Source organism: Bradyrhizobium jicamae (genome assembly GCF_018130695.1).
Classification (GTDB): Bacteria; Pseudomonadota; Alphaproteobacteria; order Rhizobiales; family Xanthobacteraceae; genus Bradyrhizobium; species Bradyrhizobium jicamae_B.
The window spans coordinates 1-22,420 of record NZ_JAFCJX010000038.1 but is presented as its reverse complement, the minus strand read 5'-3'; the positions used below and the strand labels follow the sequence as shown (position 1 = coordinate 22,420).

17 protein-coding genes are annotated in these 22,420 nt (G+C 65.0%); 13 read left to right on the top strand and 4 right to left on the bottom strand.

The window, feature by feature from the left end:
- The first annotated feature begins 312 nt into the window (after nt 1-312).
- The 12 genes from JQ604_RS36370 to JQ604_RS36315 all read left to right on the top strand — a co-directional run bounded on the left by JQ604_RS36370 (nt 313) and on the right by JQ604_RS36315 (nt 14,555).
- Entirely contained in the window at nt 313-1,908 is a 1,596-nt protein-coding gene (locus JQ604_RS36370) for an ABC transporter substrate-binding protein (RefSeq protein WP_212365553.1), read from the top strand.
- A 101-nt stretch (nt 1,909-2,009) separates the two neighbouring features.
- Nucleotides 2,010-2,990 carry an ABC transporter permease gene (locus JQ604_RS36365; protein WP_212365552.1) on the top strand — a complete coding sequence of 327 codons (981 nt, stop codon included), beginning with the start codon at nt 2,010-2,012 and terminating at the stop codon, nt 2,988-2,990.
- A 6-nt stretch (nt 2,991-2,996) separates the two neighbouring features.
- Nucleotides 2,997-3,968 carry an ABC transporter permease gene (locus tag JQ604_RS36360; protein ID WP_212365551.1) on the top strand — a complete coding sequence of 324 codons (972 nt, stop codon included), beginning with the start codon at nt 2,997-2,999 and terminating at the stop codon, nt 3,966-3,968.
- A complete protein-coding gene (locus tag JQ604_RS36355; protein ID WP_212365550.1) occupies nt 3,965-4,948 on the top strand; it encodes an ABC transporter ATP-binding protein in 984 nt (327 codons plus the stop codon). Before JQ604_RS36360 ends, JQ604_RS36355 begins: the two co-directional genes overlap by 4 nt.
- Nucleotides 4,945-5,937: an ABC transporter ATP-binding protein gene (locus tag JQ604_RS36350; RefSeq protein ID WP_212365549.1), complete on the top strand. Its 993-nt coding sequence runs from the start codon at nt 4,945-4,947 to the stop codon at nt 5,935-5,937. The genes JQ604_RS36355 and JQ604_RS36350 overlap by 4 nt, the downstream gene beginning before the upstream one ends.
- A 103-nt stretch (nt 5,938-6,040) precedes the next feature.
- On the top strand, nt 6,041-7,846 hold the full coding sequence (locus tag JQ604_RS36345; protein ID WP_212365548.1) for a gamma-glutamyltransferase family protein: 1,806 nt from the start codon (nt 6,041-6,043) through the stop codon (nt 7,844-7,846).
- Between the two features lie 228 nt (nt 7,847-8,074).
- Nucleotides 8,075-8,791, top strand: coding sequence for a DUF1028 domain-containing protein (locus JQ604_RS36340; protein ID WP_212365547.1), 717 nt, complete (start codon nt 8,075-8,077; stop codon nt 8,789-8,791).
- Complete coding sequence (locus JQ604_RS36335) at nt 8,788-9,777, top strand: ABC transporter ATP-binding protein (RefSeq protein ID WP_212365546.1); 990 nt, start codon at nt 8,788-8,790, stop codon at nt 9,775-9,777. Before JQ604_RS36340 ends, JQ604_RS36335 begins: the two co-directional genes overlap by 4 nt.
- A 163-nt stretch (nt 9,778-9,940) precedes the next feature.
- The gene (locus JQ604_RS36330; RefSeq protein WP_212365545.1) at nt 9,941-11,041 is read left to right on the top strand and encodes an ABC transporter ATP-binding protein; all 1,101 of its coding nucleotides are present in this window, start codon (nt 9,941-9,943) and stop codon (nt 11,039-11,041) included.
- 14 nt (nt 11,042-11,055) lie between these two features.
- Nucleotides 11,056-12,567 (top strand): ABC transporter substrate-binding protein, encoded by a 1,512-nt coding sequence (locus JQ604_RS36325; protein ID WP_212365544.1) that lies wholly within the window; start codon nt 11,056-11,058, stop codon nt 12,565-12,567.
- Between the two features lie 154 nt (nt 12,568-12,721).
- Nucleotides 12,722-13,663 carry an ABC transporter permease gene (locus JQ604_RS36320; RefSeq protein ID WP_212365543.1) on the top strand — a complete coding sequence of 314 codons (942 nt, stop codon included), beginning with the start codon at nt 12,722-12,724 and terminating at the stop codon, nt 13,661-13,663.
- A gap of 4 nt (nt 13,664-13,667) precedes the next feature.
- Nucleotides 13,668-14,555 carry an ABC transporter permease gene (locus tag JQ604_RS36315; protein WP_212365542.1) on the top strand — a complete coding sequence of 296 codons (888 nt, stop codon included), beginning with the start codon at nt 13,668-13,670 and terminating at the stop codon, nt 14,553-14,555.
- Between the two features lie 129 nt (nt 14,556-14,684).
- Here the strand turns inward: JQ604_RS36315 and cnbZ are convergent, their stop codons facing one another.
- The 4 genes from cnbZ to JQ604_RS36295 all read right to left on the bottom strand — a co-directional run bounded on the left by cnbZ (nt 14,685) and on the right by JQ604_RS36295 (nt 20,792).
- Nucleotides 14,685-15,428, bottom strand: coding sequence for a 2-amino-5-chloromuconate deaminase CnbZ (cnbZ, locus tag JQ604_RS36310; RefSeq protein ID WP_212365541.1), 744 nt, complete (start codon nt 15,426-15,428; stop codon nt 14,685-14,687).
- A 127-nt stretch (nt 15,429-15,555) separates the two neighbouring features.
- The gene (locus JQ604_RS36305) at nt 15,556-18,651 is read right to left on the bottom strand and encodes a MexW/MexI family multidrug efflux RND transporter permease subunit (RefSeq protein ID WP_212365540.1); all 3,096 of its coding nucleotides are present in this window, start codon (nt 18,649-18,651) and stop codon (nt 15,556-15,558) included.
- A 244-nt stretch (nt 18,652-18,895) separates the two neighbouring features.
- Nucleotides 18,896-20,089 (bottom strand): efflux RND transporter periplasmic adaptor subunit, encoded by a 1,194-nt coding sequence (locus JQ604_RS36300; RefSeq protein WP_212365539.1) that lies wholly within the window; start codon nt 20,087-20,089, stop codon nt 18,896-18,898.
- A 1-nt stretch (nt 20,090) separates the two neighbouring features.
- Entirely contained in the window at nt 20,091-20,792 is a 702-nt protein-coding gene (locus JQ604_RS36295; RefSeq protein WP_212365538.1) for a TetR/AcrR family transcriptional regulator, read from the bottom strand.
- A gap of 260 nt (nt 20,793-21,052) precedes the next feature.
- On the opposite strand from JQ604_RS36295, the gene JQ604_RS36290 reads away from it, so the two are divergent.
- Nucleotides 21,053-22,276, top strand: coding sequence for a cytochrome P450 (locus tag JQ604_RS36290; protein WP_212365537.1), 1,224 nt, complete (start codon nt 21,053-21,055; stop codon nt 22,274-22,276).
- Nucleotides 22,277-22,420 lie beyond the last annotated feature (144 nt).

Here is a 22,420-nt window from a genome sequence, read left to right as displayed (position 1 = left end):
TCCGTTATGGTCAACCAAACCGTCCTCTCTGCCAGGCCCCCCGGCAAGTAAGCAGGTTCACCATCCGTACACGTGTCGCGGTGGCCCACTTCGGTTGCTTCAGTTCCGGCTTTCGTCACGCCGAAAGTTGAATGTCTGAAGGTGACATCATCCGCTTATGCTGACGCCCGGTTGCTTGCGACACTGCACCGCAAACCGGTTCAAGTGCTTGGGGAAATCGCGCTTGCGCCGCCCGGCAAGTCTGGGCAACATGCAAAGTATACCAGCCGAAGAGACAACTTACGGCGGGATTCAACAGGGGACACGATCACTATGTCGGTACGCCGAAGTCTTTTTGCTGCGACCACCATCGCTATTCTTGCCTGCGCGTCGCTGCCGGCCTCCGCCCAGACACTGCGCTACGCCAACCAGGGCGACCTGAAGTCGCTCGATCCCTACTCGCTGAACGAGTCCACCACCCACGCCCATCTCGGCCACGTCTATCAAGGCCTGACCGCGCGCGACAAGGATCTGAAGATCATCCCGGCGCTGGCGGAAAGCTGGGAGACGCCGGAGCCGACCCGCTGGCGCTTCCACTTGCGCAAGGGCGTCAAATTCCATAACGGCGACCCCTTTACCGCCGACGACGTGCTGTTCTCCGCCGACCGTGTCCGCAACAAGAACTCCAACATGCAGACGCGCCTGGCGCCCGACGTCAAAGTCGTGAAGGTCGACGACTATACGGTCGATTTCATCCTGCCCTCGCCCAATCCCATCCTGCATAATGCGTGGGACGTCTGGTACATCATGGACAAGAAGTGGGCCGAGGCGAACAACGCCGTCGAGCCGACGCCGGTGTCCGCGACCTCGCCGAGCTACGCGGCGCTGCACGAGAACGGCACCGGCCCCTTCACCATCGAGAGCCATCAGCCCGGCGTGAAGACCGTGTTCAAGGCCAATCCCAATTACTGGGGCAAGGTGGATGGTAACCTGAAGGAGATCATCTTCACCCCGATCGCCTCCGACGCCACCCGCGTCGCCGCCCTGCTCTCGGGCGAGGTCGACGTCATCGAGCCGGTGCCGATCCAGGATATCGCCCGCGTCGATGCGAGCCCGAATGCCCAGGTGCTGAAGGGGCCGGAGCTGCGCACCATCTTCATCGGCTTCGACATGGTGCGCGACGAGCTGCTCTACTCCAACATCAAGGGCAAGAACCCGTTCAAGGACGTCCGCGTCCGCGAGGCCTTCTACAAGGCAATCGACGTCGAGCTGATCAAGACGCGCGTCATGCGCGGGCTGTCGACGCCGTCGGCGCTGATGATCGCGCCCGAACTGTTCGCGCTCTCGAAGGACTTCACGCGGCCGAAATTCGATCCTGATGGCGCCAAGAAGCTCTTGACCGAAGCCGGCTATCCCGACGGCTTCGAAGTCACCATGGATTGCCCGAACGATCGCTACGTCAACGACGCCGCGATCTGCCAGGCCGTGGTCGGCATGCTCGCCCGCATCGGCGTCAAGATCAATCTGCTGGCCCAGCCCAAGGCGCAGTATTTCGCCAAGGTGCTGAAGCAGGGCGGCTATCAGACCTCGTTCTTCATGCTGGGCTGGACACCGAGCACGATGGATTCCCACAACGTGATGAATGACATCATGGGCTGCCGCGACAATCCGAAATCCTCGCGCGGCGAGGCCAATCTCGGCGGCTACTGCAACAAGGAGTTCGACGCCCTCACCGACAAGGTGCTGGTCGAAACCGACACCGCCAAGCGCAATCAGATGATCAAGCAGGCCTACGAGATCGCCAACAAGGACTGGGCCTACATCCCGCTGCACCAGCAGGCGCTGGCCTGGGGCGTGTCGAAGAAGGTGAACCTGCCGCAGCGTGCCGACAACCTCGTCATGTTCCACTGGGCCACCAAAAAGGACTAGGCCGATCTGAACAGGGGTCCCGGCGGCATCAGGCTTCCGGGACCTTTCCTTTTCCGGCCGACAGCGACGTCGGCCGGTGCTCCTTCAAGGACGTGGAAGGAATGCTCGCTTTCACACTTCGCCGCGCCGTCCAGGCCATCGGCGTCATGTTCGCCGTCGGCATCATCGCGTTCTCGATGTTCCGTTTCGCCGGCGACCCCGTCAACCAGATCGTCTCGCTCGATACGCCGGCAGCCGAGCGCGAGGCCGTGCGCAAATCGCTCGGTCTCGACGATCCCGTGCCGGTGCAGTTCATCCGCTATTTCGGTGACGCGGCGCAGTTCAAGTTCGGTGTCTCCTACCAGTTCCGCCAGCCGGTCTCGGCGCTCTTGATGGAGCGCCTGCCTGCGACCCTGGAGCTTGCGATCTGCGCCACCGTGTTTGCGATGGTGTGCGGCATCCTGATGGGCGTCTACTCGGCGCTGCGGCGCGACACCCTGCTCGCCAAATTATTCCAGGCGGTCTCATTGATCGGCATTTCGCTGCCGACCTTCCTGATCGGCATCCTCCTGATCTACCTCTTCGCGGTGACCCTGGGCTGGCTGCCCTCGTTCGGACGCGGCGAGGTGGTCAAGCTCGGCTGGTGGACGACCGGCCTGCTCACAGTATCAGGCCTGAAGGCGCTGATCATGCCCGCGATCACGCTCGGCCTGTTCCAGATGACCCTGATCATGCGGCTGGTGCGCGCGGAAATGCTGGAAGTGCTGCGCACCGACTACATCCGCTTCGCCCGCGCCCGCGGGCTGACCACGCGCGCGATCCATTTCGGTCACGCGCTGAAGAACACGCTGGTTCCCGTGATCACGGTGGCCGGGCTGCAGTTTGGCTCGGTTATTGCATTTTCGATCATCACCGAAACCGTGTTCCAATGGCCGGGCATGGGACTTCTGTTCGTGCAGGCCGTGCAAAACGTCGATATCCCGATCATGGCCGCCTATTTGCTGATGGTCTCGCTGATCTTCGTCACCATCAACCTGGTGGTCGACATCCTCTACACCGTGGTCGATCCGCGCCTGCGCTCGACCGTCGGTCGCGCGACGTGAGGCACCATGTCTGACGCAGTCGCCTCCAACGCCGACAAGCAGAGCAAGCTGCCGACGCATGCCGCCCGCAGCTGGTTCAGCCGCGCGCTCGACAGCGACGTCTTTTATTCGTTCCGCCGCTCCAAGCTCACCATGGTCGCGGCCGCCATCACCCTGCTGTTCTTCCTGCTGGCGATCTTCGCGTCCTGGCTCGCCGTGCAGAATCCCTTCGATCCTGCACAGCTGCAGCTGATCAACTCCAGGATCTCGCCGCTGTGGACGGCCGACGGCCAGAGCCCGTTCCTGCTCGGCACCGACGAGCAGGGCCGCGACGTGTTCTCCGCCATCCTCTACGGCATGCGCATCTCGCTCGCCGTCGGCGTCGCCGGCGTGATCTTCGCCGGCGTGCTCGGCATCGGGCTGGGATTGATTGCCGGCTATTTCGGCGGCGCGGTCGACAGCGTGATCATGCGGATTGCCGACGTGCAGCTGACCTTCCCCGCGATCCTGATCGCGCTATTGGTCAACGGCGTCGCCAAATCCGTTCTCGGCAACCGGCTCGATGCCACCAGCATGCTGGTGGTGCTTGTGATCTCGATCGGCCTCAGCTTCTGGGTGGGTTATGCCCGCACCGTGCGCGGCTCGGTGATGGTCGAGAAGAACAAGGATTACGTCGCCGCCGCGCAGCTGATCGGCCTGCCCGCGCCGAAGATCATGCTGCGGCATGTGCTGCCGAACGCGATGGGGCCGATTCTCGTGATCGCCACCATCAACCTCGCGCTCGCCATCATCACCGAGGCAACGCTGTCGTTCCTCGGCGTCGGCCTGCCCGACACCATGCCCTCGCTCGGCACACTGATCCGGATCGGCAACAACTATCTGTTCGCCGGCGAATGGTGGATCGTCGCCTTCCCCGGCATCGCGCTGGCCGGCCTGATCCTGTCCATCAATTTGCTTGGCGACTGGCTGCGCGACGCGCTCAACCCAAAGCTCCGATGACCGCTCCTGTCCTCTCCGTGCGTAACCTCGAGGTGGAGTTCGCCACCCGCCGCGCCACCCTGCGCGCGATCGACGGCGTCTCCTTCGACATTGCCAAGGGCGAGGTGCTCGGCGTGGTCGGCGAATCCGGCGCCGGCAAGTCGGTGACCGGTCTTGCGGTCATCGGATTGATCGATCCGCCCGGCCGCATCACCGGCGGCGAGATCCTGCTGTCGGGCACGCGCATCGACCATCTGCCGCCGGAAGAGATTCGCCGCATTCGGGGAAAACGGATCGGCATGATCTTCCAGGATCCGCTGACCAGCCTCAATCCGCTCTACCGGGTCGGCGAGCAGATCATCGAGACCATCCGCACCCACACCAACCTCTCCGAGAGCGCCGCCCGCAAGCGCGCCATCGACCTGCTCGCGGAAGTCGGCATTCCCGCGCCGGAGAAGCGCATCGACGGCTATCCGCATGAATTCTCCGGTGGCATGCGCCAGCGCGTGGTGATCGCGCTCGCGCTCTGCGCCGAGCCGGAGCTGATCATCGCCGACGAGCCGACCACGGCGCTCGACGTCTCCGTGCAGGCGCAGATCATCGCGCTGATCAAGCGGCTCGGCCGCGATCACGGCACCGCGGTCATGCTGGTGACCCACGACATGGGCGTGATCGCCGAGACCTGCGACCGCGTCGCGGTGATGTATTCCGGCCGCATCGCCGAGATTGGCCCGGTGCAGGAGGTCGTGCAAAATCCGCTGCATCCCTACGCCAAGGGGCTGATGGGCGCGATCCCGACGCTGGCGGGCGAAGAGAAACGCTTGGTGCAGATTCCCGGATCGATGCCGCGGCTGTCGGCGATCCCGAAAGGCTGCGCGTTCAATCCACGCTGCGCGTTCGCCTTTGCACAGTGTCATGTCGAGCGCCCCGAACCGATCCCGCAAGGCACACAGGCGGTCGCCTGCCATCTGTTCGAAGCCGCAAAGGAACCCGCGGCATGAGCGATGCGCTGATCGACGTCACCAATCTGCGCCGCGCGTTCGACGTCTCGAAACCGTGGCTCAACCGCGTGCTCGAGGGCGGCCAACTCGAGTTCCTGAAGGCGGTGGACGGCGTCACTTTCGACATCAAGCGCGGCGAGACATTTGCCCTCGTCGGTGAATCCGGCTCGGGCAAGACCACGGTCGCACGCATGGTGGTCGGCCTGTTGCCGCCAAGCTCCGGCGAGGTCGTGATCGACGGCGTCTCGATGACCGATCCGAAGCAGGGACAGGCGCGGCGCAAGCTGCGTCGCCGCATCCAGATGATCTTCCAGGACCCCTATGCGAGCCTCAATCCGCGCTTCCGGGTCGATGCCATCGTCGCCGAGCCGATCCGCGCCTTCGACCTGATCCAGGGCGAGCGCGACATCCGTGCGCGTGTCGGTGAGTTGCTGACACTCGTCGGCCTGCATCCCGACGACGGATTGAAGTTTCCACATGAGTTCTCCGGCGGCCAGCGTCAGCGCATCGCGATTGCGCGCGCGCTCGCCTCCGACGCGCAATTCATCGTCTGCGACGAGCCGACCTCGGCGCTCGACGTGTCGGTTCAGGCGCAGATCCTCAATCTGATGCGCGACCTCCAGGACAAGTTCGGCCTGACCTATCTCTTCATCAGCCACAATCTGGCGGTCGTGCGCCACATGGCGACCCGGATCGGCGTGATGTATCTCGGCCGCATTGTCGAGATCGCGGAAGGCCGCCAATTATTCGCCAATCCGCAGATGCCCTACACAAAAATGCTGCTCGGCGCGGTTCCCGATCTCGCGATGTCCGGCCGCCAGCGCATTCCGGTCAAGGGCGAGATCCCGAACCCGATCAATCCGCCGCCCGGCTGTTCCTTCAATCCGCGCTGTCCGCTGGCGTTCGATCTGTGCCGGCAAAAGGCGCCGGAGCTGATCAATGGCGTCGCCTGCCACGCCGTGAACCAGCCGGCCGCCGTTCCGGCATGATCACGCGGATGCGCGGCGGACATGTCAACCAAACGGTTGGCAGCCGCGCCAGCCTGTGATCAAGTGCGCGCGAATTTATAAGAGCAACAAGTGGTGAAATCCCATGGGCAACATCAATCCCGATCCGTTCACGACACGCCCCGAGATCGAAGGCACGTTCGGCGTCGTCACCTCGACGCACTGGATCGCGACCGCCGTCGGCATGGGCATCCTCGAGAAAGGCGGCAACGCCTTCGACGCTGCTGTTGCCACCGCCTTCACGCTTCAAGTGGTCGAGCCGCATCTGAATGGTCCCGGCGGTGACGTGCCCATCATCGTGCACGATGTGAAGCGCGGCAAAACCGAGGTGATCTGCGGCCAGGGCCCGGCTCCGGCAAAGGCGACCATCGCGCATTATCGCAGCGAAGGGCTGGAGATGGTGCCCGGCACCGGGCTGCTCGCGGCCTGCGTGCCCGGCACCTTCGAATCCTGGATGCTGCTGCTGCGTGACTACGGCACAGTGAAACTGCGCGACGTGCTGGAGCCCGCGATCGCCTATGCCCGCGACGGCTATCCGCTGGTCGAGCGCGCCTCGGCCACCATCCAGATCGTCGAGCAGCTGTTCAGGAAGCATTGGACCACGTCGGCCGACGTCTATCTGCCCAACGGCGGGGTGCCGAAGCCCGGCACCATCTTCACCAACAAGAAGCTCGCCGAGACCTACACCCGCATCCTCAACGAGGCCGAGAGCGCCGGCAGTGATCGCGTGGCGCAGATCGAGCGTGCACGGCAATCTTGGTCCAAGGGTTTTGTCGCCGAAGCGATCGACAAATTCTGCCGCACGCAGGACGTCATGGACGTCTCCGGCTCGCCGCATCGCGGCGTCCTTTCCGCCGACGACATGGCACGCTGGCAGCCGACCATCGAGGCGCCCCTCACCTATGACTATGGCCGCTACACCGTGCAGAAGGCCGGCGTCTGGAGCCAGGGCCCGGTGACGCTGCAGCAGCTCGCGCTTCTCAAGGGATTTCAGCTCGACGGTCTCGATCCGACCGGCCCGGACTTCATCCATCTGCAGATCGAAGCCGCAAAGCTCGCGTTCGCCGATCGCGAGACGTTCTATGGCGATCCCAAATTCACGGACATTCCGATCACGACGCTGCTGTCGGATGCCTATAACGACGAACGCCGCAAGCTGATCTCAAAAGACAAGGCCTCGCTCGATTTTGTCCCCGGCTCGCTCGAAGGCTTTGGCGCAGTCGTAAAACTGCGCCGCGCCGAGGGGCATCGCGAGGCCGTCGGCGCCATGGGCGCGGGCGAGCCGACGGTCGGCCGGTTCGGCGAGGTCCGCGGCGACACCGTGCATTTCGACATCATCGACAAGGCCGGCAACATGGTCTCGGCGACGCCGTCCGGCGGCTGGCTGCAATCCTCGCCTGTCATTCCCGAGATCGGCTTCTGCCTCGGCAGCCGCGCGCAGATGTTCTGGCTGGAGGAAAACCATCCGGCGGCGCTGGCGCCGGGCAAGCGGCCGCGCACCACGCTGTCGCCCACCATGGCGCTGCGCGACGGCGAGCCGTATCTCGCGTGGGGCTCGCCGGGCGGCGACCAGCAGGACCAGTGGATCACGCAGTTCTTCCTGCGCCACGTCCACTGCAACATGAATCTGCAGGAGGCGATCGACGCGCCGGCCTGGCACTCCGAGCATTTCCCGATCTCGTTCTGGCCGCGCACCGCGCGCCCGGGCGTGCTGGTGCTGGAAAACCGCGTGCCGAAGTCGACCATCGACGAATTGAAGCGCCGCGGCCATGTGGTGGAGATTGGGCCGGATTGGTCGGAAGGCCGCCTCACCGCGGCCTCCAAGGTCGGCCCCCGCCGCCGCGCCGCCGCCAACCCGCGCGGCATGCAGGGCTACGCAGCCGGCCGCTGAAATCGAGCGATATGATGGACACGAGATGATGGCTTGGCATCGACTCGCGAAGCGAGCCTCGAAATCCACCTCGCCCCGCTTGCGGGGAGAGGTCGGAATTCAAGAGCAGCTTGAATTCCGGGTGAGGGGGAGCCTCCGCGAACGCGATGCAAACCGTCTTTGCAGAAAGAGCCCCTCACCCCAACCCTCTCCCCCTAAGAACGGGGAGAGGGGGAAAAAGGTCTTTCGATGACCTGGTCGATCATCGCCCGCGATCCCGCCACCGGCCAGTTCGGCATCGCGGTGGCGACCAAATTCTTCGCAGTCGGCGCGCGCGTGCCGCACATCGCCGGCGGCATCGGCGCGATCGCGACGCAGGCGCTGGTCAATCCCTATTACGGCATCGACGGCCTCACACTGCTGCGCGCGGGCAAGAGCCCGCAGGAGATCGTCGCAGCACTGCTCGCCGGCGACGACGGCCGCGAGTCGCGGCAGCTGCACGTCATGGACGCGAAAGGCCGCATCGCCGCGCATTCCGGCCAGGACTGCGTCGACTGGTACGGCCACGTCACCGGTGACGGCTTTTCGATCGCCGGCAACATGTTGGCCGGCGCAGCCGTGCTTGACGACACCGCGAAGGCCTATGTCACCAATGCGGGCCTGCCCTTTCCGCAGCGGCTGATCGCCGCAATGCTGGCCGGCGAAGCCGCCGGCGGCGACAAGCGCGGCAAGCAGTCGGCAGCGCTCTTGATCCATGGCGACGAGGAATGGTCGGCGCTCGACCTCCGCGTCGACGACCACGAGGATCCCCTGCGCGAGCTGGCGCGGCTGGAAGCGGTCAGCCGCGAACGCTGGGTGCACTTCCGCAAATTCCTGCCGACGCGCAGCAACCCGGCCGGCATCACCGATCGCGCGACCATCGACGCCGCCATCGCCGCAGCACTTGCCGGATCAGACCAGGCATGACCGCAGGCCCGCTGATCGAGATCGAGGGACTGCGCGTCATCTTCCAGGGCGACGACGGGCGCGCGACCCACGCGGTGGACAGCGTCGATCTCAGCGTCGCCAATGGCGCGACGCTCGGCCTGGTCGGCGAATCCGGTTGCGGCAAGAGCGTGACGTCGCTCGCCATCATGGGGCTGTTGCCGAAGCAATCGGCCCACGTGTCCGGCGCGATCCGCTTCGACGGCTTCGATCTGCTCGACGTCCCCGACGACACCTTGCGCGATCTCCGCGGCAACCGGCTTGCGATGATTTTTCAGGAGCCGATGACCTCGCTGAACCCGAGCTTCACCATCGGCGACCAGATCATCGAGACCATTTTGCGCCACCGCGGCGGCGCGCGAAAAGCCGCGCGGCAGCGTGCCGTCGAGCTGCTGCGCCGGGTGCATATCCCCTCGCCCGAGCAGCGCATCGACGAATATCCGCACAAGCTGTCCGGCGGCATGCGCCAGCGCGTGATGATCGCGATGGCGCTGGCTTGCGACCCGCAACTGCTGATCGCGGACGAGCCGACCACCGCGCTCGACGTCACCCTGCAGGCGCAGATCCTCGACCTGATGCGCGAGCTGAAGGCCGCGAGCGGGGCTGCGATCATCCTGATCACCCACGACCTCGGCGTCGTCGCCGAAGTCTGCGACGAGGTCGCGGTGATGTATGCCGGCGAGATCGTCGAGCGTGCGCCGGTCGACGAGCTGTTCGCCAGCCCCCAGCATCCCTACACCGTCGGCCTGCTCGGCTCGATCCCGCGGCTCGACCGCCGCGCCGAGCATCTGGCGACCATCGAGGGCATGGTGCCGAACATGATGAACCCGCCCGCCGGTTGCCGCTTCGCCGCGCGCTGCCCGTTCGTCAGCGAGGTCTGCGCGAAGGCGCCGCCGCCGCTCGCGATGCTGAGCCCGACACACGTCTCCCGCTGCATCAAGGCCCCGCTGGAGCTATTGGTGTCATGACCGCGCTGCTCTCCACACGCGTGCCCCGGGCGCAGCGCAGCACGCAGTGGTGCGCTGCTGAACCGGGGCCTACCGCCAGCACCGTGAGGCATCGGTCCCGGTTCAGCAGTGCAACACTTCGCGTTGCACTGCGCCCGGGACACGAGAGCCAAAGGCAATGCCAATGACCGCGCTGCTCGAGGTCGACGGCTTGGTCAAGCATTTCGTCGCCGCGCGCTCGGTGTTCGGGCGGCCGACGGCGCATGTGAAGGCGGTCGACGGCGTCAGCTTCACGGTCGAGGCCGGCAAGACGCTGGCCTTGGTCGGTGAGTCCGGCTGTGGCAAGTCGACCGTCAGCCGGCTGGTGCTGCGGCTGATCGAGCCCGATGCCGGCAGTGTGCGTTTCGAAGGCCGCGAGCTCGGCGCGCTGAATGCCGAGCAGCTTCGCGCGTTCCGGCGCGACGCCCAGATCATCTTCCAGGATCCCTACGCCTCGCTCAACCCGCGCATGACGGTGAGCCAGATCCTGACCGAGCCGCTGGCGCTTCATGATGTCGTGCCATCCGCCCAGCGCCGCGCCCGTGTCGAGGAGCTGCTGCGCCTGGTCGGCCTCGAGCCGCGCTTCGCGCGCCGCTATCCGCATGAGTTCTCTGGCGGCCAGCGCCAGCGCATCGCGATTGCCCGCGCACTCGCGGTCGAGCCGAAACTGATCATCTGCGACGAGCCGGTCTCGGCGCTCGACGTGTCGATCCGCTCGCAGATCCTCAATCTGCTGCGCGACCTGCAGGAGCGATTGAAACTCGCCTACATCTTCGTCTCGCACGACCTCGCCGTCGTGAAGCACATCGCCGACCGCGTCGCCGTGATGAATCTCGGCACCATCGTCGAGACCGCAGAGGCGCAGGCACTGTTCGCCGCGCCGCGCCACCCCTATAGCCGCGCGCTCTTGTCGGCGATCCCGGTGCCGAAGCCGCAAGGCAAACGCAGCCGCGTCGTGCTGGAGGGCGAGATGCCGAGCGCGCTCAATCCGCCCTCAGGCTGCCGCTTCCACACCCGCTGCCCCTTCGTGATCGCGCGCTGCCGCACCGAGGTGCCGCAGCTTCTGGCCGACGCAAACGGGCACGCCACCGCCTGCCATCGCACCGCGGAGCTGCCGTCGCCGGAGGGCATCGTGCCCTCCGACGGCGCGTTCTCGCCGGTGCTGGAAAAGCTGGTCGCGGCATTCGGGGCCACGGAAGGAGCCGGCCGCGCCGGGGTTGGTCAAGTGAGACAAGCAGGCAAATGAAGAGGAGCGAATTGATGAGGATGTTTCTGAAGGCAGCGACCGCCGCCGCCCTGCTGCTTTCGCTCGGCGCTGCCGCACAAGCCCAGACCACGCTGCGGATCGGGCTTGCCGAGGACCCCGACGTGCTCGACCCGACCATGGCCCGCACCTATGTCGGCCGCATCGTGTTCGCCGCAATCTGCGACAAGCTGTTCGACATCGACGACAAGCTCAACATCGTGCCGCAGCTTGCGCTGTCGCACGAGACTTCCGCCGACGGCAAGGAGGTCACCATCAAGCTGCGTCCCGGCGTCAAGTTCCAGGACGGCGAGCCGCTGGATGCCGAGGCCGCAAAGTTCTCGCTGGAGCGCCACCTCACTTTCCCGGGCTCGTTCCGCAAGCCGGAGCTTGCCAGCGTCGATCATATCGACGTCGTCGATCCCCTGACCATCAGGCTGGCGCTGAAGGCGCCGTTCTCGCCGCTGATCGCCCAGCTCACCGACCGCGCCGGCATGATGGTGTCACCGAAGGCGGCGAAGGCCGCCGGCGACAAGTTCGGCCTGCATCCGGTCTGCGCCGGCCCCTACAAATTCGTCGAGCGCATCCAGCAGGACCGCATCGTGCTGGAGAAGTTCGCCGACTACTGGAACAAGGACAACGTCTTCATCGACCGCATCGTCTATCTGCCGATCGTCGATTCCACCGTGCGGCTTGCCAATCTGAAATCCGGCGGGCTCGATCTGATCGAGCGCGTGCTCGCCACCGACCTCAAGGACGTCCGCGCGGATTCGCGCCTGAAAGTGTCGAGCGCCATCGAGCTCGGCTATCAGGGCATCACACTCAACATCGGCAAGGACAAGGCCAAGGGACCGCTGAGCCAGTCCGCCAAGGTGCGGCAGGCGCTCGATCTTGCAATCGACCGCGAGGCGTTGAACCAGGTCGTGTTCAACGGCGAGTTCAAGCCGGCGAACCAGTGGGTCAATCCGGATCACCCCTATTACCAGAAGGATTTCCCGATCCGGCCGCGCGACGTCGAAAAAGCCAAGGCGCTGCTGAAGGAAGCCGGCGTCACGCCGCCGGTCAGCGTCGACTTCATGGTGCCGAAGGGCCCGGAGACCGAGGGCACCGCGCAGGTCGTGCAATCGATGGCCGCCGAGGCCGGCATCGACATGAAGATCCGCGTCACCGAGTTCGCGACGTCGCTGAAGCAGGCCGAGGCCGGCGAATACCAGGCCTTCCTGCTGGCCTGGAGCGGCCGCATCGATCCCGACGGCAATGCCTACGTGTTCCTGCACAGCAACGCGCCGCAGAACTACACCGCGTGGGCCAACCCCGAAGCCGACAAGGCGCTCAACGATGCCCGCCTCACCACCGACATGGCCCAGCGCAAGGCGATCTACGCCAAACTGGAAAAACTCGCGCAGGAGGATGAGCCGATCCTCTATATCTACCACCGCCGCATCATCATTGCCCACACCACCAAGCTCGATGGCTACAAGCAGATGCCCGATGGCCTCGTGCGCGTGGTCGGGCTGAAGCTGAAATGATCGCTCGAACGAAGCTCTCGCGTCCCGGACGCGGTGCAGCGCACTTGCGCTGCTCCGCAGAGCCGGGACCCACGACCGGTTCCTACGCGACATGGGTCCCGGCTCTGCAGCGCATCGCTTCGCGCCGCGCTGCGCCCGGGACACGAGGGCGGTCATGCTGAACTTCCTCGGCAAGCGACTGGTCCAAATCGTTCCGACGCTGTTCTTCGTCTCGATCCTGATCTTCTCGCTTCAACAACTATTGCCCGGCGATCCCGCGCTCGTCATGGCCGGCGAGGAGCGCGATCCGGCCGTGATCGCGCAGATCCGCGCGCAATATCGGCTCGATCAGCCGGTCCCGGTGCAATACGTCTACTGGATCAAGGGCGTGCTCTCCGGCGACTTCGGCGAGTCCCTGCGCAACAAGATGCCGGTGCGCGAGCTGATCGCGCAGAAGCTTCCGGTGACGATGCAGCTCGCCGGCATGGCGATCGTGATCGCCTTCCTGATCGGGATTCCCGCCGGCATCCTGTCCGCGGTGAAGAAGAACACGGTGTGGGACTACGGCGCCAATCTGTTCGCGCTGTGGGGCATCTCGACGCCGAATTTCTGGCTCGGCATCATGCTGATCTTCCTGTTCTCGATCGAGCTCGGCTGGCTGCCCGCCTCGGGCTACGTCTCGCTCGCGGAGAACTGGCGCGCCAGCCTCGCCGCCACGATCATGCCGGCCTTCGTGCTCGGCAATGCCATCGCCGCGATCCTGATGCGCCACACCCGCAGCGCCATGCTGCAGGTGCTGGAGAGCGATTACGTCCGCACCGCGCGCGCCAAGGGCCTCGCCGAACGCTCGGTGATCCTCAAGCACGCGATGCGCAACGCGCTGACGCCGGTCATCACGCTCGGCGCGCTCGAGCTCGGCACGCTGCTGTCGGGAGCGGTGCTGACCGAGCAGATTTTTTCGATCCCCGGCTTCGGCAAGCTGATCGTCGATGCCGTGTTCAACCGCGACTACGCCGTCGTGCAAGGCGTCGTGCTGGTGACCGCGACGATCTACATCACGCTGAATCTCATTGCCGATATCGCCTACATCCTCGTCAACCCCAGGCTCCGGGGTTGACGCGATGGCAGACACCACGCTCAGCACTCTCCCCCTTGCCGCCTCCGAAACGCTGGAGAGCCCGGCGCGGCGCGCCTGGCGCCGGTTGATCAAGCGCCGCGGTGCCGTCATCGGCATGGTCGTGATCGCACTCTTCACGCTGCTGGCGATCTTCGCGCCGCTGATCGTGCCCTATGATCCCATTGCGACCAGCTGGTCGCTGGTGCGCAAGGCCCCGACCACGCTGCACTGGTTCGGCACCGACGAGCTCGGCCGCGACGTGCTGGCCCGCGTGGTCTACGGCGCGCGGGCTTCGCTGCTCGCCGGCGTCATCTCGGTCAGCATCGCGCTCGCGATCGGCGTGCCGCTCGGCCTGCTCGCCGGCTACCGCGGCGGCTTCATCGACGCGCTGATCAGCCGCATCACCGATGCGATGCTGGCCTGCCCGTTCCTGATCCTGGCCATCGCGCTCGCGGCCTTCCTCGGCCCCAGCCTGCGCAACGCCATGATCGCGATCGGCATCTCCGCAACCCCGATCTTCATCCGCCTGACCCGCGGCCAGGTGCTGAGCGTCAAGGTCGAGGATTACGTCGAGGCCGCGCGCGCCATGGGCAACCCGCCCTGGCGCATCGCGCTGGTCCACATCCTGCCGAACATCCTGCCGGCGCTGCTGGTGCAGGCCACGCTGTCGATTGCGGCCGCGATCATCGCCGAAGCCGCGCTGTCCTTCCTCGGCCTCGGCCAGCAGCCGCCCGCGCCCTCCTGGGGCAGCATGCTGAATGCCGCCCAGCGCTTCCTCACCAGCGCGCCCTGGATGGCGATCTGGCCGGGGCTGGCGATCTTCCTCGTCGTGCTGAGCTTCAATCTGGTCGGCGACGGCCTGCGCGACGCGCTGGACCCGAAGGCAAGGTAGAATGAGTGTCCCTCATGGTGAGGAGCGCGCTCTTGCGCGCGTCTCGAACCATGAGGCGGCACTGGGGCCTCGTCCTTCGAGACGGCGCTACGCGCCTCCTCAGGATGAGGGGCAGCTTGATTGCTTAGACTAAATCACCACCTCCCGCAGCACCCGCCTACAATCCATCTCGTATTCGAGATCGATCACCGGCGGACGTGCGTAGTGCCAGGTTAGCCCGGCGCGGGCGGCGCCGCGGCGGACCACGGCATCGGCGAAGACGTGGTGGATGCCGTGCACCGTGTAGGTCTGCGTCGCGGTGGCGTCCTTCCAGCCGTGGCCGAATTCGCCCATGCGCTTCTCCATCACGCCGACGACGTAACGGACCTTTTCGGCGATGCCGTCGGGGCTGATGTCGCGGTAGCGCACGGTGCGCTCGGCGTAGCTGGCGTTGCCTTCCTGCGATTCGCCACTGCCCGCGATCACGAAGGTCGGCGAGCCCTGCGTGCTCGGCCTTGTGAAGGAAAACGCATAGAATGACGGCTCGGCGGGCGGATCGATCTCGGGACAGACATTGCTGCGCGCCACCGGGTTGGTGGTGCCGTCATAGATGCCCCATTCGGCCAGCGTCTTGACGTAGTGCAGGTTGAAGTTGCGAAAGCCCTCGTCGGTGAAGGCGGCCGGCGAGCGCAACTCGCAGGCGCAGAAGGCGGTCAGCGGCCGGCCCGCCGCCTTGATGTGATCGGCGATCTTCGCAAAACCTTCGGCGAGCGACAGCCATTTGTCGAAGCGGACGCGCTCGATCTCATAGCCGGAGCTGGCGGCAACACCGCCGGAATACTGGAATACGGCCGGGATGAACCTGTAATTCCCCGCAGCGAACTCGCTCACCATGTCTGTTCCTCCAGATCTTCTCGGCACTCTCAGCGAGGCCGCCGTCATCCGGATATTACGAGACAGAGAAAAGGCGGCAATGGCTTTCGCCAGTGCCGCCTTTCCTTCGAGCTGAGCTTGGAGGGGCTCAGGTTGGTTTCAGCGCCGGCGTGCCGACATCGAAATCGGCGATGTCCTTGGCGCGCTGCGAGGTCAGCTCGGCGCGGTGGTCGGTCGCGATCAGCGTATAGACCGCCGGCAGCACGAACAGCGTGAACAGCGTGCCGATCGACATGCCCGCGACGACGACGAGGCCGATCGAGAAGCGGCTGGCGGCGCCGGCGCCGGTCGCGGTCAGCAGCGGAAGCAGGCCGGTCACCATCGCCGCCGTCGTCATCAGGATCGGACGCAGGCGAATGCGGGCGGCCATCTCGATCGCCGAGCGCCGGTCGAGGCCCTCGTTGAGCTGCAGCTCGTTGGCGAACTCCACCATCAGGATGCCGTGCTTGGTGATCAGGCCCACCAGGGTCAGCAGGCCGACCTGGGTGTAGATGTTCATGGTCGCCGCACCGAAGAACAGCGGGATCAGCGCGCCGACGATCGCCATCGGCACCGACACCATGATCACCAGCGGATCGCGCAAGCTCTCGAACTGCGCCGCCAGCACCAGGAAGATGATGATGATGGCGAAGCCCAGCGTGATCACGAGCTGGTTGCCCTCCTGCACATACTGGCGGGAGTCGGCGAGCCAGTCGTGGCTGAAGCCGGCCGGCAGCTTCTTGGCCTCGCCTTCCAGGAAGGCGACCGCCTGGCCGACCGTGACGCCCGGCATCGGCACCGCGGAGAAGGTCGCGGAGTTGAGCTGGTTGTAGTGCGTCAGCGAGTTCGGGTCGGTCGCCGTCTCGATCGAGACGATGGTCGACAGCGGCACCAGATTGCCGGTGTTGGTCGGCACATAATAGCCGCCGAGCGATTCCGGCGACAAGCGCAGGCCGCGCGGCACCTGCGGGATCACCTGGTAGGAGCGACCCTCGAGGTTGAAGCGGTTGACGTAGTTGCCGCCGAGCAGCGTCGCCAGCGTGTTGCCGACCTGCTGCATGTTGATGCCGAGGTCGCTGGCCTTGGAGCGGTCGATCTTCACCCGCACCGTCGGCTGGTTGTAGGCGAGGTCGCTGTCGGAGACGATGAACATGCCGCTCTTGCGCGCGGACGCCTTCAGCTTCTCCATTTCCTCATAGACCTGCCGGAAATCCGCGGTCGAGTTGATCACCATCTGCACCGGCAGGCCGCCCGGCCCGCCCGGCAGCGGCGGCAGGTTGAACGCGAACGCCTGGACGCCCTCGATCTTGGACAGTTCCGCCTGCACCAGCGGCTTCAGCTTGATCGACGAGCGCGTGCGCTCATCCCACGGCTTGAGCAGCATGCCGGCGATGCCGCCCTGCGGACCGTTGATGCCGTTCAGCACAAAGCGCAGGTCGGTTTCCGGAAACTTCTGGAACTCCTTGTCGAGCTTCTCGCCGTAGAAATCGACATAGTCGATGTTGGCGTATTTCGGCGCCTTGGTCACCGCGAACACGATGCCCTGGTCTTCCTCGGGCGCGAGCTCGGCCGGAGTGTGCATCCAGAGGAAGCCGACGAGGCCGAGGATGGTCAGCGCGAACAGCACCGTGATCGGGCGATAGTCGAGCGAGCGGTCGAGCTGGCGGCCGTACCAGCGCGTCATCGCGCCGAACACGCGGTTGACGAGGCGCGCGAAGCGGCCCTCGTCGGCGCTCTTGAGGAACACCGAGCACATCATCGGCGACAGCGTCAGCGCGATCACGCCCGACACGATCACGGAGCCGGCGAGCGTGAAGGCGAATTCGCGGAACAGCGAGCCGGTGAGACCACCGAGGAAGCCGATCGGCGCGTACACGGCGGCGAGCGTGATCGTCATCGAGATGACCGGACCGACGATTTCGCGCGCGCCTTGTAACGAGGCCTGGACCGGTGTCTTCCCCTCCTCCAGATGTCGATGGATGTTCTCCACCACCACGATCGCGTCGTCGACCACGAGGCCGATCGCGAGCACCATGGCGAGCAGCGTCAGCAGATTGAAGCTGAAGCCCATGATCAGCATCAGCGAGCAGACGCCGATCAGCGACAGCGGAATGGTCACGACGGGAATGATGACCGAGCGGAACGAGGCCAGGAACAGGAAGATCACGACCACGACGATCAGCACGGCTTCGCCGAGCGTCTTCTCCACCTCGTCGATCGAGGATTGGATGAACTTCGTGGAGTCGTAGGCCACCTTCATCTTCATCGACGGCGGCAAATTGCGCTCGAGCTCGGGGAACAGCGCGCGGACGCCCTTCACCAGCGTCAGCGGGTTGCCCTGCGGTGTCGCCTGCACGCCGATGAAGATCGCGTGCTCGCCGTTGAACGCCACGCTCGCATCCGAGCTTTGCGCGGCAAGTTCGACGGTCGCGATGTCCTCCATGCGCACGAAGCCGCCGTCCTTCGACTTCACGATCATGCGCTTGAACTGGTCGATGTTGCGCAAATCGGTGTTGGTCGAGACGTTGGAGACAATGAAATAGCCCTTGGACTGGCCGGCCGCGGCCTGGAAGTTGTTGGCGGCGATCGCGGCGGAGACGTCGTTCGGTGACACGCCGCGGCCCGCCATCTTCACGGGATCGAGCCACAGCCGCATTGCAAAGGTCTGGCCACCGAGGATGTCGGCCGAGGCGACGCCGTCCACCGTCGACAACACGGGTTGGACGACACGCGTGAGATAGTCCGAGATCGCCGAGCCGGAGAGCTCTTCCGAGGAGAAGCCGAGATACATCACGGCCGTGGTCTGGCCGGTGGTCTTGGTGACGATCGGGTCGTTGGATTCCTTCGGGATCAGATATTTGACCGAATTGACCTTGGCCAGCACCTCGGTCAGCGCCTGGTTCGGGTCGAAGTTCAGCTTGATGTAGACCTGGATCGTCGAGGTGCCGAGCACCGACGAAGAGGTGATGTAGTCAACGCCCTCGGCGGAGGCCACCGCCTGCTCGATCGGCGTGGTGATGAAGCCCTGGATCAGGTCGGCGGACGCGCCGGGATAGACGGTCGTGACGTTGACGACCGTGTTCGACAGCTTCGGATACTGCCGGATCGGCAGCACGAACGCCGCGCGCAGGCCGATCAGCAGGATCAGCAGGCTGACGACGACCGACAGCACCGGGCGCTTGATGAAGAGGTCAGTGAATCGCATCGCAAATATCCAAGTGAGCTAGAACATCACGTTTAGTCTGGGCGAGCGCTTCGCCTTCCCCCTCTCCCCGTCCTTACGGGGAGAGGGTTGGGGTGAGGGGGCTCTATCAACAAGCACGGTCAGAGATGGACTCGCGGAGGCTCCCCCTCACCCGAAATTCAAGCTGCGCTTGAATTTCGACCTCTCCCCGCAAGCGGGGCGAGGTGAAGTCGAGGTCGCCGGCGCGTATCGCCATCCGTCTCCTTTAGTAACGCGGCGGCTTGGCCGGGATCGGCGGGGCCGGATCGGTGGAGATCGCGACGGCCGAGCCGGACTGCAGCTTGAGCTGTCCGACCGCCACCACGCGGTCACCCGCCTTCAGGCCCTTGATGATCTCGGCGCGGCCATCCACCCGGTTGCCGGTCTGCACGAAGGTGCGCACCGCAGTCAGGCTGGTCTTGCCGTCCTCTTCCTTCTTCTCGGTGAGGAGATAGACGGAGTCGCCGTACAGCGTGTAGTCGACCGCGGTCTCCGGCACGGTGATGACCGGCGGCTTGTCCGGCAGCACCACGGTGGTGGTCGCGAACATGCCGGGCTTCAGGATCTTCTCCGGATTGGCGATCGTCGCCTGCACGCGGATGTTGCGCGTGTCGGTCGCGATCTGCGGCTCGATCGTGGTGATCTTGCCCTCGAAGTCGCGGCCCGGATAGGCGTCGACGCGGATGCGGACGGTCTGGCCGACCTTGAGCGCGCCGGAGTCCTTTTCCGTCACGGTGAAGTTGGCATAGAGCATCGACAGATCGGTCAGCGAGACGATCTGCGTGCCCGCAGTCAGGTACTGGCCGACCTCGACCCGGCGGGTGCCGAGTTCACCGTCGAACGGCGCGCGCACCAGCTTCTGCGAGATCAGCGCTTCCGTCTTGGCGATGCCGGCGAGCGCCTGGTCGTACGCCGCCTGCGCGGTATCCACCGTCGCCTGCGGGCCGAACTGGCGCGATGCCAGTTGCTTGGCACGGTCGAGCGAGATCTGCGCAACGGTGGCCTGCGCCTTGAAGTTGGCGAGATCGCCCTGGTCGGGGCCGTCGAACAGCTGCAGCAGCGGCGCGCCTGCTTTCACGGTGGCGCCCGGCGTGAACATGATCTCGGTGATGCGGCCCGACACGTCGGAGGTGACGTTGACCTGGTGCACGGCGGCGAGATCGCCGACGGCGGTCAGCAGGTTCGGCACCACCTCGCTGGTCGCAGTCGCCACCGTCACGCTCGCCGGCGGCGGCTTGTTGTTGGCAAAGAACTGCGCGATCATCTTGCCGCGGAAGGAGTTGAACCAGACCAGCCCGCCGACCAGCAGCGCCAGCAGCGTGCCGACGATGATGAACCAGCGCACCATCTTCACGGGGCGCTTGGCCGGTTTTTCCTTGATCGGTTGGCCAGTGATGTGGCTCTCGGTCTGGATGTTCATTTCATGCACTTTCTGCAGTTACCGATTGTCCCTGACACGGTGACGGCTGGCGGTTCAAATGGTCGACGATTGCGGCTTCGGTGAGTCCGATGCCGCGGAGGATGAATTCGCAAAGCTGCCGTTCGACGTCGGCGGCATTGCCGTAGGAGAGGCACGGCGTTGCGGGCATCTGCGCCAGCGCAGCCATCAGCACGGTGTGGTGTGCGAACCAGAACAGATTGAGCGGCTCGCCGGCGATCCGCGTCGCCTCGCCGGCGGCGATCGCGCTGTCAATCGAGGCGGCAAAGGTCGGACCGAGCAGCTTGCCGACCTTGTCGTAGAGCAGGCGGGCGAATTCGCCATCGTCGAGATGGCTGGTCGCCATCAGCCGCAAGCGCTGCGTCTCTTCTTCATCAGGCGCATCGCGCAGCTGCATGAAATGGCCGACCATGCCGCGGACCAGTTCGACCAGCGTCGCGGTCGACGGCTCCTGTCCGAGCAGATGGGCGAGATCCGGATCGGCCTCGCATTCCTCGGCCAGGATCTCGGCATAGAGCGCCGCCTTGGACGGGAAATGCTTGAACAGCAGCCCCTCCGAAATGGCAGCCGCGGCCGCCACGCTCTTGGTCGTGGTGCCGGCGAAGCCATTGCGGGCGAAACACCGTTTGGCGGCGCTCAGGATCAACTGACGCCGCAGATCACTCGTCATGCGTAAGGTAGACATTTGGGAGCGTGAGTAATCACTCACCTTACGCAATGTCAAGGTTTTATTGCAGCGCGAAAACGATTTTAGATGCAGGTGTGGCCCAGGAGACCCGGATTCCGGGCGAAATCGGGACAATTCGCGCCCCTCGTTCGAAACGAACTCGAAGCCCAGCCTGATGTCGGCCAAGCACAGAGCGCGCATATTGGGTTGCAAGGCCGACGGCTGGGCCTTACCATATTGGTTGCAAGTGAAACTAATTAAGAAATCTAGGGATGGACATGACTGCGCCTGCGCGGGATCTCGCCGAGCATTTCGACCTCGAACATCTGACACCGGAGTTCTACGCCAACCCCTACCCGACTTATCGGGCGCTGCGCGAGGCCGCGCCGATCAAGCTGATGCCGAACGGCTGCTATTTCCTGACCCGCTACGACGACCTCGTCACTGCCTACAAGAACACCAAGGCATTCTCGTCCGACAAGAAGAAGGAGTTTCTGCCGAAATACGGCAACTCCCTGCTCTACGAGCACCACACCACCAGCCTCGTCTTCAACGATCCACCCGCGCACACCCGCGTGCGGCGGCTGATCATGGGCGCGCTGTCGCCGCGCGCGATCGCCGGCATGGAACCGGATCTGATCAAGCTGGTCGACCAACTGCTCGACCGCATCGCGGCCAAGGACAAGTTTGAGCTGATCGGCGATTTCGCATCAGCCATTCCCGTCGAGGTGATCGGAAATCTGCTCGACGTGCCGCATGACGAGCGCGAGCCATTGCGCGACTGGTCGCTGGCGATCCTGGGCGCGCTGGAGCCTGTCATCAGCAAGGAGGTCTTCGGCCGCGGCAATACAGCTGTGAAGGATTTTCTCAGCTATCTCGAAACTCTCGTTGAACGCCGCCGCGCAAAGCCCGGCAACCCTGATCGTGACGTGCTGACGCGACTGATCCAAGGTGAGGACAATGGCGAGCGGCTGACCGCAAAGGAGCTGCTGCACAACTGCATCTTCCTGCTCAACGCCGGGCACGAGACCACGACCAATCTGATCGGCAACGGCCTCGTCGCGCTGTCGGAGCATCCCGACCAGAAGCAGCGGCTGATCGACGATCCCACGCTGATCAAGACCGCAGTCGAGGAGATGCTGCGCTTTGAGAGCTCCAACCAGCTCGGCAACCGCATGATCGTCGAGGAGATGGAACTCGGTGGCATCACCATGCCTGCGGGCACGCTGGTGACGCTGTGCATCGGCGCCGCCAACCGCGACCCCGCGCAATTCCCCGACCCGGAAACCTTCGACATCGCGCGCACGCCGAACCGCCACCTCGCCTTCGGCACCGGCGCGCATCAATGCGCGGGCATGGCGCTGGCGCGGCTCGAAGGCGCGATCGCGATCTCGCGCTTCCTGGCGCGGCTTCCCAACTATGCGCTGGCGGGCGAGCCGGTACGCGGCGGCCGCGTCCGCTTCCGCGGCTTCCTCAGCGTGCCCTGCAGCATCAACTCGTAGGGTGGGCAAAGGAGCGTAGCGAGGTGCCCACCATCCACGGCGTGCTCGTGATGGTGGGCACGCTACGCTTTGCCCACCCTCATATGGGGATTTGTGAGTCAAGGCCCTTCGATTGGCTTGAGTGAGGTTGGTACGGTGCGAGGG

Bases quoted from the DNA above. Each gene is read 5' to 3' on its own strand.
- JQ604_RS36290 (WP_212365537.1), top strand. From the start codon at position 21,053: ATGACTGCGCCTGCGCGGGATCTCGCCGAGCATTTCGACCTCGAACAT.
- JQ604_RS36300 (WP_212365539.1), bottom strand. From the start codon at position 20,089: ATGAACATCCAGACCGAGAGCCACATCACTGGCCAACCGATCAAGGAA.
- cnbZ (WP_212365541.1), bottom strand. From the start codon at position 15,428: ATGGTGAGCGAGTTCGCTGCGGGGAATTACAGGTTCATCCCGGCCGTA.
- JQ604_RS36340 (WP_212365547.1), top strand. From the start codon at position 8,075: ATGACCTGGTCGATCATCGCCCGCGATCCCGCCACCGGCCAGTTCGGC.
- JQ604_RS36305 (WP_212365540.1), bottom strand. From the start codon at position 18,651: ATGCGATTCACTGACCTCTTCATCAAGCGCCCGGTGCTGTCGGTCGTC.
- JQ604_RS36355 (WP_212365550.1), top strand. From the start codon at position 3,965: ATGACCGCTCCTGTCCTCTCCGTGCGTAACCTCGAGGTGGAGTTCGCC.
- JQ604_RS36295 (WP_212365538.1), bottom strand. From the start codon at position 20,792: ATGTCTACCTTACGCATGACGAGTGATCTGCGGCGTCAGTTGATCCTG.
- JQ604_RS36360 (WP_212365551.1), top strand. From the start codon at position 2,997: ATGTCTGACGCAGTCGCCTCCAACGCCGACAAGCAGAGCAAGCTGCCG.
- JQ604_RS36330 (WP_212365545.1), top strand. From the start codon at position 9,941: ATGACCGCGCTGCTCGAGGTCGACGGCTTGGTCAAGCATTTCGTCGCC.
- JQ604_RS36365 (WP_212365552.1), top strand. From the start codon at position 2,010: ATGCTCGCTTTCACACTTCGCCGCGCCGTCCAGGCCATCGGCGTCATG.
- JQ604_RS36350 (WP_212365549.1), top strand. From the start codon at position 4,945: ATGAGCGATGCGCTGATCGACGTCACCAATCTGCGCCGCGCGTTCGAC.
- JQ604_RS36325 (WP_212365544.1), top strand. From the start codon at position 11,056: ATGAGGATGTTTCTGAAGGCAGCGACCGCCGCCGCCCTGCTGCTTTCG.
- JQ604_RS36335 (WP_212365546.1), top strand. From the start codon at position 8,788: ATGACCGCAGGCCCGCTGATCGAGATCGAGGGACTGCGCGTCATCTTC.
- JQ604_RS36320 (WP_212365543.1), top strand. From the start codon at position 12,722: ATGCTGAACTTCCTCGGCAAGCGACTGGTCCAAATCGTTCCGACGCTG.
- JQ604_RS36315 (WP_212365542.1), top strand. From the start codon at position 13,668: ATGGCAGACACCACGCTCAGCACTCTCCCCCTTGCCGCCTCCGAAACG.
- JQ604_RS36370 (WP_212365553.1), top strand. From the start codon at position 313: ATGTCGGTACGCCGAAGTCTTTTTGCTGCGACCACCATCGCTATTCTT.
- JQ604_RS36345 (WP_212365548.1), top strand. From the start codon at position 6,041: ATGGGCAACATCAATCCCGATCCGTTCACGACACGCCCCGAGATCGAA.